We start from the raw sequence: 15,988 nt of genomic DNA, 5'->3' as shown, positions 1-15,988 counted from the left end.
ACGGGCGAGCCTTGCGAAAGCGCCAGAACTAGTGGATAAGTTCATTTGGCCATCGCCGCCCTATGCGGTTTACAGCGCTGCGCAGCCCTGGAACAAGCCACAGGATTGCGAACTTGAGGGCCTCACGGGCGTGGTAAGGCGTTGCAAGGTGATCGGACTGAACACCGCCAAACACCTCGCCATCATTCAGATCGAGCAAACCCCGACACCGGTTTCGCTGTCGTTTTCACAGTTTCGGCGCTTGAGCCTGAGACAGCAGCTTCACCCTCAGGAGGTGATCACCTCCGATCATTTTTCCGACATTCTGGGCTACCGCGCGACCGCTGAATACCACCTCAAAATGGTCCAGGGGGAAGAGCTTGCCGGCTTGACGATCGGTTATGTCGATACCGACTATGGCGTGTTCCTGTTCCCGCCCATTGGGGAGCAAGGTGCGGTTGAACAGGTATTTATCCCGCGCGAAGCCTATGTGAGTTTCAGTGTGGGCGGCCAAATCGGAAAATTGCTGGTGACCGACAAGGCGGTCACGCAGCAGCAGGTCGATCTGGCAGCCAACGAGCAGCAAAGCATGCGCAACCGTAAGCTGGGAGACTACCTGCTGGACACGGCGGTGGTTTACCCTGAGCAGTTGATGCTGGCACTGGCAGAGCAGTCAAAAATGCCCATGATCCGGGTGGGCGAAGCTTTGACCCGTCTTGGTTACATCAGCGAAGCGCAACTGCAACAAGCCCTTGAAAGGCAAAAAACAGAACGCGCAGTGCCGCTAGGTGAACTTCTCATCCGGATGGGTTTCCTGACCCGGCATGATCTCAACATTGCCTTGGCTCGCAAAATGGGCTATCCGGTGGTAGACGTCAAGCTGTTTCCCATCGAGTCTTCCGCCTTGCTGAAGATTCCGATGATCACGGCCAGGCGTTTGAACGTGATGCCCTTGCTGTCGCGCGACAACCTGACGGTTGTGGCAGCGGTCGACCCGACCCAGCGCAAGATGATCGAGGAACTGGAGTTTCTGGTGCAGGGCAGGGTCATCGCTACCCTGGGAGATGAACAGCAGATAAAGCAGAAGATCCGCGAGACCTACGAGAAATTCGGCATGCACCGCCAGGCCCTGAGTGAAGACTTGCCCGGCTTCGCGGAGCCTGATGAAGAACAAACCAGTTCGAGGGAATTGCTGGAGTCGATGGAGCACAGCGATGCACATGGTGCCGCCACTGAAGAAAGTGAAAAACCCATTGAACAGTCCGACAACACGCTGGTGCGCCTGATCAACACCATGATCAGCGAAGCCCATAACCGCGGGGTGTCGGACATTCATGTGGAGTCGCAACCCCGGCGCGCCAAGGTGCGCATCCGATTTCGCAAAGACGGCCATTTGTCACCCTACCTCGAGTTGCCGCACACCTACCGCGCCGCCCTGGTGGCACGACTCAAGATCATGGCCGACCTAGACATTTCGGAGCGGCGCAAACCGCAAGACGGCAAGATCAACTTCAACAAGTTTTCCAGCAGGCACCGGCTGGAACTGCGCATTGCCACCATCCCCACCGCCAATGGTCTGGAAGACGTGGTGATGCGTTTGCTGACGTCGACCAAGCCGATTGCCATGGACAAACTGGGCCTGACCGAGAGCAACCTCGAGCAACTGCGCGAAGCCGTCGTCCGACCTTACGGCATGGTGTTGTGCGTGGGACCCACGGGTTCCGGCAAAACCACCACCCTGCATTCGATACTTGGTTTTCTCAACACGCCCGAGCGCAAGATATGGACGGCAGAAGACCCGATCGAAATCACCCAGCCCGATTTGCGCCAAGTGCAGATCAACCCCAAAATCGACTGGACCTTTGCCAAGGCGCTGCGCTCCTTCCTGCGCGCGGATCCCGACATCATCATGGTAGGCGAAATCCGTGACGCCGAGACCGCCCTCGTCGCCATCGAGGCCTCGCTCACCGGGCATTTGATGTTGTCCACCCTGCATACGAACAGCGCGGCTGAAACCGTCACCCGGCTGGTTGACATCGGCATGGATCCGTTCAATTTTGCCGATTCCTTGCTGGCAGTGCTGGGGCAACGTCTGGTGCGCAGGTTGTGCTCAACCTGCCGCGTCGTCGGACGCGCCAGTAACGACTATGTCGAGGAACTGCTGAATGACTACCTGGCAGCTTTTCCGGACGACATGCGCCCCAAACCGGAAGACGTGCTGGCGCAATGGCTGCAGGAGCTCGGTCCGCAGGGTTGGCTCAACCACAGCCACTCACCAGGCTGTGCCGAATGTTTGGGTACCGGTCTCTCGGGTCGCATCGGTTTGCATGAATTGATGAGCATGACGCCAGGCATCCGGCGTTTGATTCAAAATGGGACGCGTTCTGAACTGATCCAGATCGAGGCGTTCAAATCCGGCAAATTCCGCACCCTGCGCCAGGACGGCATCGGCAAGGTCCTGGCAGGACTCACCAGCATTGAAGAGGTTCGTGCCAACACCAATGTCTGACGGCGGCAGCACGTCTGCTCACCCCTACCAGTCACTGACCCCGGATGTGGTGATGGATGCGCTGGCCAGCGTGGGGCTGTTTGGCGACGGCCGGCAGATGGCCCTGAGTTCCTACGAAAACCGCGTCTATCAGTTGCACCTGGAAGACGGTGCGGTGGTCGTTGCCAAGTTTTACCGTCCGGGGCGCTGGCGCAACGATCAGATTCTGGAAGAGCACGCGTTCTCGCAGGAACTCATCACCGCTGAAATCCCCGTGGTCGGGCCGCTCGCCCTGAACGGCAGCACACTGAACCATTTCGGCGGCTTTGCCTTCAGCGTGAGCCCATGGCGCGGCGGACGCATGCCGGAGCTTGACGACCCCGAGGTGCTGGAGTGGATCGGCCGCTTTCTGGCGCGCCTCCATGCCGTGGGTGGCGTCAAGCCCTTTGCGCACCGCCCCGCGCTCGACCTGGCCAGCTTCGGTATCGTCTCGCGCGAATGGCTGCTGGCCCACGACCAGGTGCCGCTCGACGTGCAGTCGCGCTGGGCCAAGGCCTCGCAACAAGCGCTTGATCTGATTGCCGCCCAGGCCTGCCTGGTTGGCGTCAACGGCACCAAGAACCCAACACATTCTGCCGCGGACGACGGCGACCCGAACCGCGCTATGCAGCGGATTCGCCTGCACGGCGACTGCCACCCCGGCAACATTTTGTGGACGCCACTGGACGTGCCCGCCAGCGCCCAGCCGGGGCCGCATTTTGTCGATCTGGACGACGCTCGCATGGGGCCGGCGGTACAAGACCTGTGGATGCTGTTGAGCGGCGAGCGTCAGCAGCAAATCCGCCAGCTCGGCTGCCTGATCGATGGCTACGAGCAGTTTCGCCCTTTTGACCGACGCGAACTCGCGCTGATCGAGCCGCTGCGCACCTTGCGCCTGCTGCACTACTGCGCCTGGTTGGCCCGGCGCTGGGACGACCCCACCTTTCCCATCCATTTCCCCTGGTTTGGCACCAGCGACTACTGGCAGGGCCAGTTGCACATGCTGCAAGAGCAGATTGAAGCCATGCAGCAAGACCCGCTCATAGCCTAGGGGTTTACCCGCAAATCCCCTAGATCAAGCACCCTAGAAAAGCGACCGGGGTGGCGCTGGTGTCTTAAATGTTGCAAAATAGAACGACCGTACTATTTATGCACCATCGCCATGCTCACTCCCAACCGCGAACCGAACCTGGATAACCTTGGCAAGCCGTCAAGCGGCGTGCGGGCCCTGCAAAAGGGCCAGCAAACCAAGCAGATCATCATCGACGCGGCCCTGGGCCTCGCTGAGCAAATTGGCTTGGAGGGCTTGAGTATCGGCGCGTTGGCAGAGGTCACGCACATGAGCAAATCCGGTGTGTTTGCTCACTTCGGCTCACGCGAAGAATTGCAGATTTCGGTCATTCGCGAGTACTACCAGCGCTTTTCGAACGAGGTGTTTTTCCTGGCCTTGAACGCGCCACGAGGACTGCCGCGGGTGCGCGCCCTGTTTGCTAACTGGATGAAGCGGGTCGCCATCGAAATTCAGTCGGGCTGCATCTTCATCAGCGGTGCGGTCGAGTTCGATGATCGCCCCGGCCCGGTGCGCGACGCCCTGGCCAGCTCGGTGCAAACCTGGCTGACGGCCTTGCACCGCGCCGTGGTGCAGGCCAAGGAAGAGGAGCATCTGGTGAGCGATGCCGACGAGGCGCAAATGGCGTTCGAAATCCACGGCCTGATTCTGGCGTTGCATTACGAAGCACGCTTCCTGAAAAACCCTGGCGCCCTGGAGCGCGCCAGCACCGGGTTCGAGCACATTGTGCTGCGCTACGGTAAGAACCTGACGTTTACAACGACACGTTCACATTCAACCTAATTCATTTACCAGGAGTAACCCCATGGCCATCTATACCCCCCCGCTGCGCGACATGCAGTTTGTCATGCATGAAGTCCTCAACGTCACCGCTGATCTGCAGGCCATGCCGGTGCATGCCGAGATGGATGCCGACACCATCAATGCGGTGCTCGAAGAAGGTGGAAAATTTGCCAGTGAGGTACTGCTTCCTCTCAATATCAGCGGCGACACCGAGGGCTGCAAGTACGACGCAGAGAGCCATGCGGTCACCACACCGAGCGGTTTCAAGGCGGCCTATGCCCAATACGTCGAGGGCGGCTGGGCCGCGCTGGCGTGCGAGCCGGAGTTTGGCGGCCAAGGCCTGCCATTGATCGTGAACCAGTGTTTTTACGAGATGATGAACTCGGCCAACCAGGCCTGGGCCATGTATCCGGGGCTGACCCACGGCGCCTATGCCGCGCTGGCCACCCACGGCACGGCAGAGCAAAAGGCAACCTACTTGCACAAGATGACCAGCGGCGAGTGGACCGGCACCATGTGCCTGACCGAACCCCATTGCGGCACCGACCTCGGGCTGATGCGCACCAAGGCCGAACCGCAGGGCGACGGCACCTACAAGCTCACCGGCAACAAGATCTTCATCAGCGCCGGTGAACACGATCTGGCCGACAACATCATCCACCTGGTGCTGGCCCGCCTGCCCGATGCGCCACCCGGCATCAAGGGCGTGAGCCTGTTCATCGTGCCCAAATTCATGGTCAATGCCGATGGCTCCGTGGGAGCGCGCAATGGCATTTACTGCGGCGGCCTGGAGCACAAGATGGGCATCAAGTCCAACGCCACCGCGCAGATTGTGCTCGACGGCGCGGTGGGCACGCTGGTGGGCCAGCCCAACAAGGGCATGCAGGGCATGTTTGTCATGATGAACGCGGCGCGTCTGGGAGTGGGCAACCAGTCGCTGGGCCTGACCGAAGTGGCCTATCAGAACGCGCTGGCGTATGCCAAGGACCGCCTCCAGATGCGCTCCCTGACCGGACCCAAGGCCAGGGACAAAGCCGCCGACCCGATCATCGTGCACCCCGATGTGCGCAAGATGTTGCTTACCGCCAAAGCTTATGCCGAAGGCGGTCGCGCTCTGATGTGCTTCAGCTCCATGCTGCTGGAAAAGGAGTACAACCACCCCGATGAGGAGGTGCGCAAGGAGTCGGGCGAATTGCTGGCAATGCTGACGCCCATCGTCAAGGCCTTCATCACCGACAACGGATGGACCGCCACCTCGGGCTGCCTGCAGGTGTTTGGCGGCCATGGCTACATCAAGGAATGGGGCATGGAGCAGTTTGTGCGCGATGCCCGCATCAACATGATTTACGAAGGCACCAACACCATCCAGAGTCTGGACCTGCTGGGACGCAAGATTCTGGCCAACAACGGTGCCACGCTGAAAAAGTTCGGCAAGCTGATCGGCACTCTGGTGGCCGAGGAAGGTGTCAACGAAAAGATGGCCGAATTCATCACGCCGATCGCCATCCTGGGCGATCAAATGACCAAGTTCACCACCGAACTCGGTTTCAAGGGCTTCCAGAATCCTGATGAGGTGGGCGCGGCCGCCGTGGACTACCTTCGCGTCGCCGGTCACATGGTGTTCGGTTACTTCTGGGCGCGCATGGCGCAGGTGGCCTTGCGCCAGATTGCTGCCGGAAGCACGGATCCGTTCTATGTGGCCAAGCTGCAGACCGCCCGCTTTTACTTTGCCAAACTGTTCCCCGAGACAACCACCCTGATGCGCACCGCGCGCACCGGCAGTAAAGCGCTGATGGACACCGACGCCGCGCTGGCATGATCAATCATTCTAGGAAAACAAACATGTCTCGTTTCAATGTCAAAAAAGTCGCCGTGCTCGGCGCCGGTGTGATGGGCGCGCAAATCGCTGCGCACCTGGTCAATTGCAAAGTGCCTGTCATCTTGTTTGATTTGCCCGCCAAGGAAGAGCCGAAAACCGGCATCGTGACCCGTGCCGTGGAGGGACTCAAAAAGCTCAAACCATCACCGCTGGGCGTCACCGAAGATGCCGCGCTGATCCAGCAGGCGAACTACGAAGAGCACATGGAACTTCTCAGGGACTGCGACCTGGTCATCGAGGCGATTGCCGAGCGCATGGACTGGAAACTTGACCTATACAAAAAAATTGCGCCGTTTATCGCGCCGCATGCCATCGTAGCGTCCAACACCTCAGGTCTGTCCATCACCAAATTGAGTGAGGTGCTGCCCGAGGAAATCAAACCGCGCTTTTGCGGTATCCACTTCTTCAACCCGCCGCGCTACATGCTGTTGGTGGAGCTGATCAACACACCCACCACCGAGCCGCACATCCTTGACGACCTGGAAACCTTTGTCACCAGCAGTCTGGGCAAATGCGTGGTGCGCGCCAAGGACACGCCCAACTTCATCGCCAACCGCGTCGGCATTGCCGGTATGCTGGCCACCATCAAAGAGGTGCAAAACTTTGGCCTGAGTTATGACGTGGTTGATGACCTCACCGGCAAGAAACTGGGCCGCGCCAGCTCAGGCACCTTCCGCACCGCCGACGTGGTGGGACTAGACACCATGGCCCATGTCATCAAGACGCTGCAGGACACTCTGAGCCTGGAGGCCGATCCGTTCTACGCCAGTTTTGCCACCCCCGAGGTGCTCAAAACTCTGCTGGAGATGGGCAACTTGGGACAGAAAACGAAGGCGGGGTTTTTCAAGAAGGTCGGCCGCGATATTTTGCGCTTTGACCTGGCTTCAAAGTCCTACGTGACCGGCGGCGAGAAGGCCGATGAGGTCTATACGCGCATGCTGAAAAAACCCGCAGCCGAGCGCCTGCAACTGCTGCGCAATAGCGAGGGCGCACAAGGGCAATTCCTGTGGGCGATTTTGCGCAATGCCTTCCATTACGCCGCTGTGCACCTGGGCACCATCGCCGACAACGCGCGTGATGTGGACTTCTGCATGCGCTGGGGCTTCGGCATGAAACAGGGCCCGTTCGAGCTGTGGCAGGAAGCCGGCTGGCTCAGCGTGGCCAACATGGTCAAGGAAGACATCGACGCCGGCAAGGCGCTGTGCAGCGCACCGCTGCCCGACTGGGTGTTCAAGGGGCCGGTGGCAGATGCCGGTGGCGTGCACACGCCGCAGGGCTCGTGGAACCCTTCAGCAGGCCAGTTTGTGCCGGTGCGCAAGCTGCCGGTGTATGCCCGTCAGCACTTCCCCGAGAGTGTGCTGGGCTCACAGGCGACCTCCGCCGCCAAGGCCGGCACCACCCTGTTCGAGGACGATGCCATCCGCCTGTGGACACTCGATGATGAGGTTGTCATTGCCAGCATCAAGACCAAGATGCACGCGATCGGCCCGGACGTGATCGCCGGGCTGCTGCAAGGCCTGGCGCTGGCAGAAGGCCAATACAAGGGCATGGTGATCTGGTCCAACGACGAGGTGTTCTCGGCCGGCGCCGACCTCCAGGCCATGCTGCCGGCCTTCATGACGGGCGGTGTCAAGGCGATTGCGGCCGCCGAATACGAAATGCAGCAAGCCATGCTGAAACTGCGTTACGCCAACGTGCCGGTGGTCTCTGCCGTACGGGGTCTGGCGCTGGGCGGCGGCTGCGAACTGGCTGCCTACACCGCCCGGCGTGTGGTGGCGATGGAAAGCTACATCGGTCTGGTTGAGGTGGGTGTGGGCCTGGTGCCCGGCGGCGGCGGCCTGGCCTACATCGCCCGTCGCGCGGCCGAAAACGCCGCCAGTTCAACCGGCAAGGACCTGCTGCCCTTCCTGTCTGAGGGCTTCACGGCAGCCGCCATGGCCAAGGTCGGCACCAGTGCCCACGAGTCACGCAAGTTGGGCTACCTGATGGAGGGCGACGTGATCGTGCCGCACAAGGACGAGCTGCTGTTTGTGGCCCTCAACGAGGCAAAAGCCATGTTCGACTCGGGTCACCGCGCGCCGCTCAGGCGTCTGTTCCAAGTGGCGGGTCGCAGCGGCCTGGCCACCATCAAGGGATCGCTGGTCAACATGCGCGACGGCGGCTTCATCAGCGCCTACGACTACTTCATCGGCTGCCAGATTGCCTGGGTGGTGTGCGGTGGTGATGTCGATGCCGGTAGTCTGGTCAACGAGGACTACCTGATGACGCTGGAGCGCAAAGCGTTTGGCACCCTGCTGGGCAACCCCAAAACGCAGGAACGCATCATGGGCATGATGCAAAACGGCAAACCGGTACGCAATTAATAACTTTGCGGGAGAGACCAGGAATTGCGCAGCAATTTTGCTCTGTCCTCAACTGATTGAGATACGAAAATGAAACAACTTCAAGAAGCCTATATCGTCGCTGCCACGCGCAGCCCCATTGGCAAGTCGTCGCGCGGGGTTTTCAAAAACATGCGCCCCGACGACCTGTTGGTCAAGGTGTTGCAATCGGCACTCAAGCAGGTGCCCGGGCTCGACCCCAACGCCATCGAGGACATCGTCTGCGGCTGCGCCATGCCCGAAGGCCAGCAAGGCCTGAACATTGCGCGCACAGCGGCCGTGCTGGCGGGCCTGCCCACTCGCGTGGGCGGCGTCACGATCAACCGTTTTTGCGCCTCGGGCGTGACGGCCATCCAGATGGCAGCCGACCGCATTCGGGTGGGCGAGGCCGATGTCATGATCGCCGCCGGCGTGGAGAGCATGAGCATGGTGCCGATGGGCGGCAACGCGCCATCGTATTCGCCGCTGATGTTCGAGAACGATGAGAACGTGGGCATCGCTTACGGCATGGGCTTGACCGCCGAGAAGGTGGCCACCCAGTGGAAGGTCGGCCGCGAGGCGCAGGACGCGTTTGCGCTGCAATCGCACCAGCGCGCACTGGCCGCCCAGGCTGCCGGCTATTTCACCGCCGAAACCACCCCGATCGAGGTGACCGACCGATCACCCAACCTGGCCAGCGGCGAAGTCATCGAGAAAAAGCGTGTGGTGAGGCTGGACGAAGGTGCGCGCGCCGACACCTCGCTCGAAGGCCTGGCCAAGCTCAAGAATCCGTTTGCCGCGCGCGGCACCGTCACGGCCGGCAACAGTTCACAAACCTCGGACGGTGCCGGTGCGCTGATTCTGGCCAGCGAAAAGGCGGTCAAGCAGTTCGGATTGACGCCGCTGGCACGTTTTGTGAGTTTTGCCGCCAAGGGCGTACCGCCGCAGTACATGGGGATCGGTCCGATCGAGGCCATCCCTGCCGCACTGAAAAACGGTGGTTTGACGCTGGAGCAGATCGACTGGATCGAGCTCAACGAAGCGTTTGCCGCGCAGAGCCTGGCCGTCATCAACACGCTGGGGCTGGACCAGGCCCGGGTCAACCCGATGGGCGGCGCCATTGCGCTGGGCCACCCGCTGGGTGCGACCGGGGCGATTCGCGCCGCCACCGTCATCCACGGGCTGCACCGCACTGGCGGCAAGTACGGCATGGTGACCATGTGCATCGGCATGGGCCAGGGCGCGGCCGGCATCTTCGAGCGCGTTTGAGTCTGATAACCTACGGCCCATGAACAATTCGACAACTGACCTGCTACTCGACACCACCGGTGGCGTCATCACCCTCACGCTGAACCGTGTCGCCCGGAAAAACTCGCTCACCACCGCCATGTATGCGGGCATGGCCGAGGCCGTCGAGCAGGCGCAGGCCGACGCTGCCGTGCGCGTCATGGTGATCCAGGGGCACGAAACCGTGTTCAGCGCCGGCAACGACATTGCCGACTTTCTGCAGGCGCCGCCCACCACGCTCGAGGCGCCGGTGTTTCGCTTCATGCGCGCCATCAGCAGCTTCAGCAAACCCATCGTGGCGGCGGTGTGCGGGCCGGCGGTGGGCATCGGCACCACGATGCTGTTCCATTGCGACCTGGTCTATGCCGGTGACAACGCCGCTTTTTCCATGCCCTTTGTGAACCTGGGCGTGTGTCCAGAAGCAGCCAGCAGCCTGCTGGCGCCGCAGCGCATGGGCTACGGCCGCGCCGCCGAGGCACTGCTGCTGGGCGAACCTTTCCTGGCCGAGGCCGCGCTGGAGATGGGCCTGATCAGCCGCATCGTGCCACCCGCCGAGGTCAACGCGCTGGCCCGGCGCCAGGCTCAAAAGCTGGCCAGCAAGCCCATGGCCTCGTTGCTCGCCACCAAGCGCCTGATGAAACAGGGACAAGCCAACCTGGTGGCCGAGCGCATGGCTGATGAAGGCACGCTGTTTGGCCGCATGCTGGCCGAGCCTGCCGCGCGTGAAGCGTTTTCTGCCTTCATGGAAAAACGCAAACCAGACTTTGTCAAACTTTGACGTAAGTCAAATGCCAGAAGGTGTCAAAATCAATATGCGCACAGCAATTTTTTGACACGAAAAAGGGGAGGTTGAATGCGTTTCATAGACATAAAACTCGGTCTGCTTGCCCTCTGGCTGGCGCTGGGGTTGGTCACCAACACCGCTGCGAAAACTCCCGGCGAGGTGGAAGTGGGCAGCGTGTTGCGCGATGCCACGATGCGCGGGCTGAACGGGCCGGACCAAAAGTTGTCTGCTTTTCGCGGCAAACCGCTCATCATCAACGTCTGGGCCAGCTGGTGCCCGCCCTGCATCCAGGAGATGGGCTCGCTGGAACGTCTGGCCTGGAGCGACCTGGGTCAGCAATTTACCGTGATCGGCATTTCTACCGATGACTATCCCGAATCTGCCAAAGGTTTCCTGCGCAAGAGCCAGGCCACCATGAACCATTACATCGACCGCGAGCTGGAGCTCGAACACATGCTGGGCGCCGAGCACCTGCCGCTGACGGTGCTGGTGGATGCCAAGGGACGGGTGCTCAACAAAATCGTCGGCGCGCGCGAATGGGATAGCCCGCAGGCGCAGCAATTGATCCGCAACACGTTTAAAAGCTCTCTTTTATTCAAGTGAGCCGTTGCGGTCTGTGACCATCAAGCCATGCCCCATATACTCAAAGAAATTAGGGGCACCGGGAATCTCCCGGCAATAAAAGGTGATTTTTAACAAAAGGAGACCGTCAATGCGTCCATTCAACTCTGTAAAACGACCTCTCGCCACCCTGCTGCTGGCGTGCGCTGCCTTGGCTGCCTGGGCGCAGCCACTTGAGGTGGAGGGTGTCAAGCTTGAGGCCACCACCCAGTTGGGTGCTGCCAAGCTGCAACTCAACGGGGCAGGCTTGCGCACCAAGGTGTTCTTCAAGGTCTATGTGGCCGGCTTGTACATGCCCCAAAAAGCCGCCAGTGCTGCCCAACTTCTGGCGCAAACGGGTGCGCGCCGTGTCACCATCACCATGCTACGCAACGTCGATGCCGAGAGCTTTGCCAGTGCCCTGAATGACGGCTTGCGCGACAACCACACCGAGGCCCAGTTTGCCGCAATGAGGCCGCAAATTGACGCGCTCAATGCCAACCTCAAGGCTGTGGGCGAAGCCAAAAAGGGTGATGTGATCCATTTCGAGTATGTGCCAGACGCGGGCACGCAGGTCACGGTCAACGGCAAGGCGCGAGGCAACGTGATTGCGGGCGAAGAATTTTTCACCTCAGTGCTGCGCATCTGGCTGGGTGACAAGCCGGTGGACGGCAATCTCAAGAAAGCGTTGATTGGCAGTTGACCGATACCGTCGGGTTTTGTTGCGACAGGATTCCAGATGACCCCAACCGTTGCTGCGCCCGCCAGGATTGAATTTGAAGCCGAATTCCTGGCGGGTCTGACCAAGGTCTTTGAAGAGCTGATCGTTTTCAACCAGATGTTGGGTCTCAAAATCACGTCGATCAAACCAGACCAGGTGCGTGCGCGCATCAAAATGAAGCACGAGCTGGTCGGCCATTACGCCTACAACCGCATTCACGGCGGCGTCATCAGCGCCAGCCTGGACGCGCTGGGCGGGCTGGCGGTGATGGCGGCCATAGGCGCGCGCCACATGGATGAGTCGCCGACGCAGCGCCTGCAGCGCTTTGCCAAGCTCGGCACCATCGACCTGCGCATCGACTACCTGCGCCCCGGCATTGGCGAGTGGTTCGAGTTGCGCGCCGAGGTGATGCGCCTGGGCTCACGCGTGGCGTCCACCCGCATGGAGTTTTTGGGCGCCGACGGCAAGCTGCTATCCACCGGCTCGGCCGCCTACATCGTGTCCTAGGGCTGGTTACGCTACAGTCAGGCGGCTGGCTTGGGCACTTCGCGTGGCTTGCCCTGGTCGTCGATGGCGACATAGGTGAGCGATGCCTCGGTCACCTTGGTGTATTTGCCCTGGGCGCGAAAGTGTTCGGCATAGACCTCGATCTTGACCGTGATCGAGGTGCGGCCAATGCGCACCAGCTTGCCAAAAAATGACAGGATGTCACCCACCCGCACCGGCTGCTTGAAAATGAACTCGTTCACCGCCACGGTGGCCATGCGGCCTGCGGCATAAGGGGATGCGATCACGGCGCCGGCCAGGTCCACCTGCGCCATCACCCAGCCGCCAAAAATATCGCCGTTGGCATTGACATCGCGCGGCATGGGGATCACCTTGAGCACCAATTTTTCGTCAATGGGCAATTGCACGGCGTTGGAGGCAATGTTTGCAGACATGGGCACAATCCTGGGTTACAAAGTGTTGGGGACAGAGCTGGCTCATTTCGTGTAGCTGAGGCCTGTCCCGCAAATAGTCAGGATTGTCCTCCATGCGCAGCCATTCATCCAGCCGTCACAGCGGCACCACCTCCAGCACGTCATCCGACCCCAAAGCTGCCGCGCTTGCGCGCTCGGACTGGGCCACCTTGCAGCGCTTGTTCCCCTACCTGTGGGAATACAAATGGCGCGTGATCGCGGCGCTGGCCTTCATGGTGGGGGCCAAGCTGGCCAACGTGAGTGTGCCGCTGCTGCTCAAGGAGCTGGTGGACACCATGAACCCCAAGGGGACCATCGGTCCCGAGGCGCTGCTGGTGGTGCCGCTGGGCCTGCTGGTGGCGTACGGCCTGCTGCGCCTGTCCACCACGCTGTTTGCCGAATTACGCGAGCTGATTTTTGCCAAGGCCACCGAGGGCGCCTCGCGCAGCATCTCCGTGCAGGTGTTTCGCCACTTGCACGCCCTGAGCCTGCGCTTTCACCTGGAACGCCAGACCGGCGGCATGACGCGCGACATCGAGCGCGGCACGCGCGCCGTGCACTCGCTCATCAGCTATTCGCTCTACAGCATCTTCCCGACGCTGATCGAGGTGGCGCTGGTGCTGAGCATTCTGGCGGTCAAGTTCGACATGTGGTTTGCCTGGATCACCATCATTGCGCTCATTCTCTACATCGCCTTCACCATTCTGGTGACCGAATGGCGCACCCAGTTCCGCAAGGTCATGAACGAGCTGGATTCGACCGCGCACAGCCGCGCCATCGATTCGCTGCTGAACTACGAGACGGTGAAATATTTCAACAACGAAGAGTTCGAGGCGCGCCGTTACGACGAAAACCTGGAGCGCTACCGCAAGGCGGCGCTCAAGAGCCAGACCACCTTGAGCCTGCTCAACACCGGCCAGCAACTCATCATCGCCGCCGGACTGGTGGCCATGCTGTGGCGCGCCACCCAGGGCGTGGTTGACGGCCGCATGACGCTGGGCGACCTGGTGATGGTCAATGCCTTCATGATCCAGCTCTACATCCCGCTGGGCTTTCTGGGCGTGCTCTACCGCGAGATCAAGCAGGGCCTGACCGACCTGGAAAAAATGTTCACCCTGATGGAGCGCGAACGCGAAATTGCCGATGTGCCGGGCGCGCCCGCCCTGTCGCTGACACCCGAAAGCGCCAGCGTGGCCTTCAGGCACGTGGACTTCGCCTACGACCCGGCGCGTCCGATCCTGCACGACATCAGCTTTGACATCCCGGCTGGCAAAACAGTGGCGGTGGTCGGCCCGTCGGGCTCGGGCAAATCGACGCTGGCGCGGTTGCTGTTTCGCTTCTACGACGTGCAAAGCGGCCAGATCCTGATCGCCGGACAGGACATCAGGCAGGTGACACAGGCCAGCGTGCGCCAGGCCATCGGAATCGTGCCGCAAGACACCGTGCTGTTCAATGACACTGTCGAATACAACATCGCCTACGGCCAGCCCGGCGCCACCCGCGAGCAAGTGATCGAGGCGGCCAAGTCGGCGCACATCCACGACTTCATCGCCGCCACACCCAAAGGCTTTGAGACCATGGTCGGTGAGCGCGGCCTGAAACTGTCGGGCGGCGAAAAGCAGCGCGTGGCGATTGCCCGTACGCTGCTCAAAAATCCGCCTATTTTGATTTTTGACGAAGCCACCAGCGCGTTGGACTCGGCCAATGAACGCGCCATCCAGGCCGAATTGCAGAGCGTGGCGCAGAACAAGACCACGCTGGTGATTGCGCACCGACTCTCCACCGTGGTCGATGCGCAAGAGATCCTGGTGATGGAGGCCGGCCACATCCTGGAGCGCGGAACCCATGCGGCGCTGCTGGCTTCAGGAGGTCGTTACGCGCAGATGTGGGCGCTGCAGCAGAGTTCAGAGTAGCTGCCTTTCGCGCCGTCAATGCGTTCAAAAGCTGCTGGCGCAGTCCTGCTTTTCTGCCAGCATGGACTGCCATCATGACTAAACTGGCAGGCCTTCATTCCCTTGAAAGAGCACCTTCATGCACTACCGCAATCTCGGCAAAAGCAATTTGAAAGTCTCGGCCCTGTGCCTGGGCACCATGATGTTCGGCGACCAGACCGCGCTGGCCGAAGCAGGCGGCATCGTGGCCGATGCCCACGCCCATGGCGTGAACTACATCGACACCGCAGACGTCTACAGCAAAGGGGGCTCGGAAACCATGGTGGGCCAACTGCTCAAGGGCCAGCGCCACGACTGGGTGCTGGCAACCAAACTGGGCAATGCCATGTCCGAGCGAGTCAACGAGGGCCACTATTCGCACAGTTGGATGCTGCGCGAAGTGGCGGCTTCGCTGGCGCGCCTGCAAACGGATTACGTGGATATCTTGTACCTGCACCGCGATTTTGACGGCATGAACCTGGAAGAGCCCTTGCGCGCGCTCGACGCCATGCTGCGCACCGGCCAGATTCGCGCCTGGGGTGTTTCGAACTTTCGGGGTTGGCGCATTGCCGAACTGGTGCGCCTGGCGGCGCAGCTAGGCATGCCGGGCCCGGTGGTGTGCCAGCCCTACTACAACCTGCTCAACCGCATGCCCGAGGTCGAGGTCCTGCCGGCCTGCACGCATTACGGCATTGGCGTGGTGCCCTACAGCCCAGTGGCGCGCGGTGTGCTCACCGGCAAATACCTGCCGGGTCAAGCACCCGCCCCGGACAGCCGCGCCGGCCGCGCCGACCGGCGTTTGGCACAAACCGAGTTTCGCGAAGAATCCCTGCTGATTGCGCAACAGCTCAAGGTTCATGCTGAAAACCGGAGCATCAGCCTGGCGCAGTTCGCTTGCGCCTGGGTTCTGGCCAACCCGGTGGTGAGTTCAGTCATCGCCGGACCGCGCACGCTCCAGCAGTGGCAAGACTACCTGCCCGCGCTCGACTACGTGTTCACTCCCGAGGACGAGGCGTTGGTGGACCGCCTGGTCAAGCCCGGCCATCCCTCCACGCCGGGCTACACCGATCCGGTTTATCCGCCCACCGGCCGGTCGCGCGTTGGCTAAA

General features: G+C 61.1%; 13 protein-coding genes. 12 read left to right on the top strand and 1 reads right to left on the bottom strand.

Annotated elements, in window-relative coordinates:
- Positions 1–31: 31 nt before the first annotated feature.
- The 10 genes from PHF15_RS06725 (at position 32) to PHF15_RS06680 (ending at position 12,496) form a co-directional block, all read left to right on the top strand.
- The gene (locus tag PHF15_RS06725) at positions 32–2,488 is read left to right on the top strand and encodes an ATPase, T2SS/T4P/T4SS family (RefSeq protein WP_300119927.1); all 2,457 of its coding nucleotides are present in this window, start codon (positions 32–34) and stop codon (positions 2,486–2,488) included.
- The gene (locus tag PHF15_RS06720; protein WP_300119968.1) at positions 2,481–3,557 is read left to right on the top strand and encodes a serine/threonine protein kinase; all 1,077 of its coding nucleotides are present in this window, start codon (positions 2,481–2,483) and stop codon (positions 3,555–3,557) included. Before PHF15_RS06725 ends, PHF15_RS06720 begins: the two co-directional genes overlap by 8 nt.
- A 111-nt stretch (positions 3,558–3,668) precedes the next feature.
- On the top strand, positions 3,669–4,358 hold the full coding sequence (locus PHF15_RS06715; RefSeq protein ID WP_300119926.1) for a TetR/AcrR family transcriptional regulator: 690 nt from the start codon (positions 3,669–3,671) through the stop codon (positions 4,356–4,358).
- A 22-nt stretch (positions 4,359–4,380) separates the two neighbouring features.
- Positions 4,381–6,177 carry an acyl-CoA dehydrogenase C-terminal domain-containing protein gene (locus PHF15_RS06710; protein ID WP_300119925.1) on the top strand — a complete coding sequence of 599 codons (1,797 nt, stop codon included), beginning with the start codon at positions 4,381–4,383 and terminating at the stop codon, positions 6,175–6,177.
- Positions 6,178–6,200: 23 nt separating this feature from the next.
- Positions 6,201–8,600, top strand: a complete 2,400-nt coding sequence (locus tag PHF15_RS06705) for a 3-hydroxyacyl-CoA dehydrogenase/enoyl-CoA hydratase family protein (protein ID WP_300119924.1) — start codon at positions 6,201–6,203, stop codon at positions 8,598–8,600.
- 69 nt (positions 8,601–8,669) lie between these two features.
- Positions 8,670–9,866 carry an acetyl-CoA C-acyltransferase gene (locus PHF15_RS06700; RefSeq protein WP_300119923.1) on the top strand — a complete coding sequence of 399 codons (1,197 nt, stop codon included), beginning with the start codon at positions 8,670–8,672 and terminating at the stop codon, positions 9,864–9,866.
- Positions 9,867–9,885: 19 nt separating this feature from the next.
- On the top strand, positions 9,886–10,662 hold the full coding sequence (locus PHF15_RS06695; protein WP_300119921.1) for an enoyl-CoA hydratase: 777 nt from the start codon (positions 9,886–9,888) through the stop codon (positions 10,660–10,662).
- A 75-nt stretch (positions 10,663–10,737) separates the two neighbouring features.
- The gene (locus tag PHF15_RS06690) at positions 10,738–11,271 is read left to right on the top strand and encodes a TlpA disulfide reductase family protein (RefSeq protein WP_300119920.1); all 534 of its coding nucleotides are present in this window, start codon (positions 10,738–10,740) and stop codon (positions 11,269–11,271) included.
- Positions 11,272–11,380: 109 nt separating this feature from the next.
- A complete protein-coding gene (locus PHF15_RS06685) occupies positions 11,381–11,971 on the top strand; it encodes a chalcone isomerase family protein (RefSeq protein ID WP_300119919.1) in 591 nt (196 codons plus the stop codon).
- A 36-nt stretch (positions 11,972–12,007) separates the two neighbouring features.
- Complete coding sequence (locus PHF15_RS06680) at positions 12,008–12,496, top strand: thioesterase family protein (protein WP_300119918.1); 489 nt, start codon at positions 12,008–12,010, stop codon at positions 12,494–12,496.
- Between the two features lie 17 nt (positions 12,497–12,513).
- On the opposite strand, the gene PHF15_RS06675 is transcribed toward PHF15_RS06680, so the two are convergent.
- A complete protein-coding gene (locus PHF15_RS06675; protein WP_300119917.1) occupies positions 12,514–12,930 on the bottom strand; it encodes an acyl-CoA thioesterase in 417 nt (138 codons plus the stop codon).
- A gap of 92 nt (positions 12,931–13,022) precedes the next feature.
- On the opposite strand from PHF15_RS06675, the gene PHF15_RS06670 reads away from it, so the two are divergent.
- Entirely contained in the window at positions 13,023–14,861 is a 1,839-nt protein-coding gene (locus PHF15_RS06670; RefSeq protein ID WP_300119916.1) for an ABC transporter ATP-binding protein/permease, read from the top strand.
- Positions 14,862–14,979: 118 nt separating this feature from the next.
- Complete coding sequence (locus PHF15_RS06665; RefSeq protein ID WP_300119915.1) at positions 14,980–15,987, top strand: aldo/keto reductase; 1,008 nt, start codon at positions 14,980–14,982, stop codon at positions 15,985–15,987.
- Position 15,988: the final 1 nt, after the last annotated feature.

The sequence above is a fragment of the Rhodoferax sp. genome, from assembly GCF_028689295.1.
In the GTDB taxonomy this organism is placed as follows: Bacteria; Pseudomonadota; Gammaproteobacteria; order Burkholderiales; family Burkholderiaceae_C; genus Rhodoferax.
The sequence above is the reverse complement of the archived record's forward strand: the minus strand, read 5'-3'. Positions and strand labels throughout refer to the sequence as shown.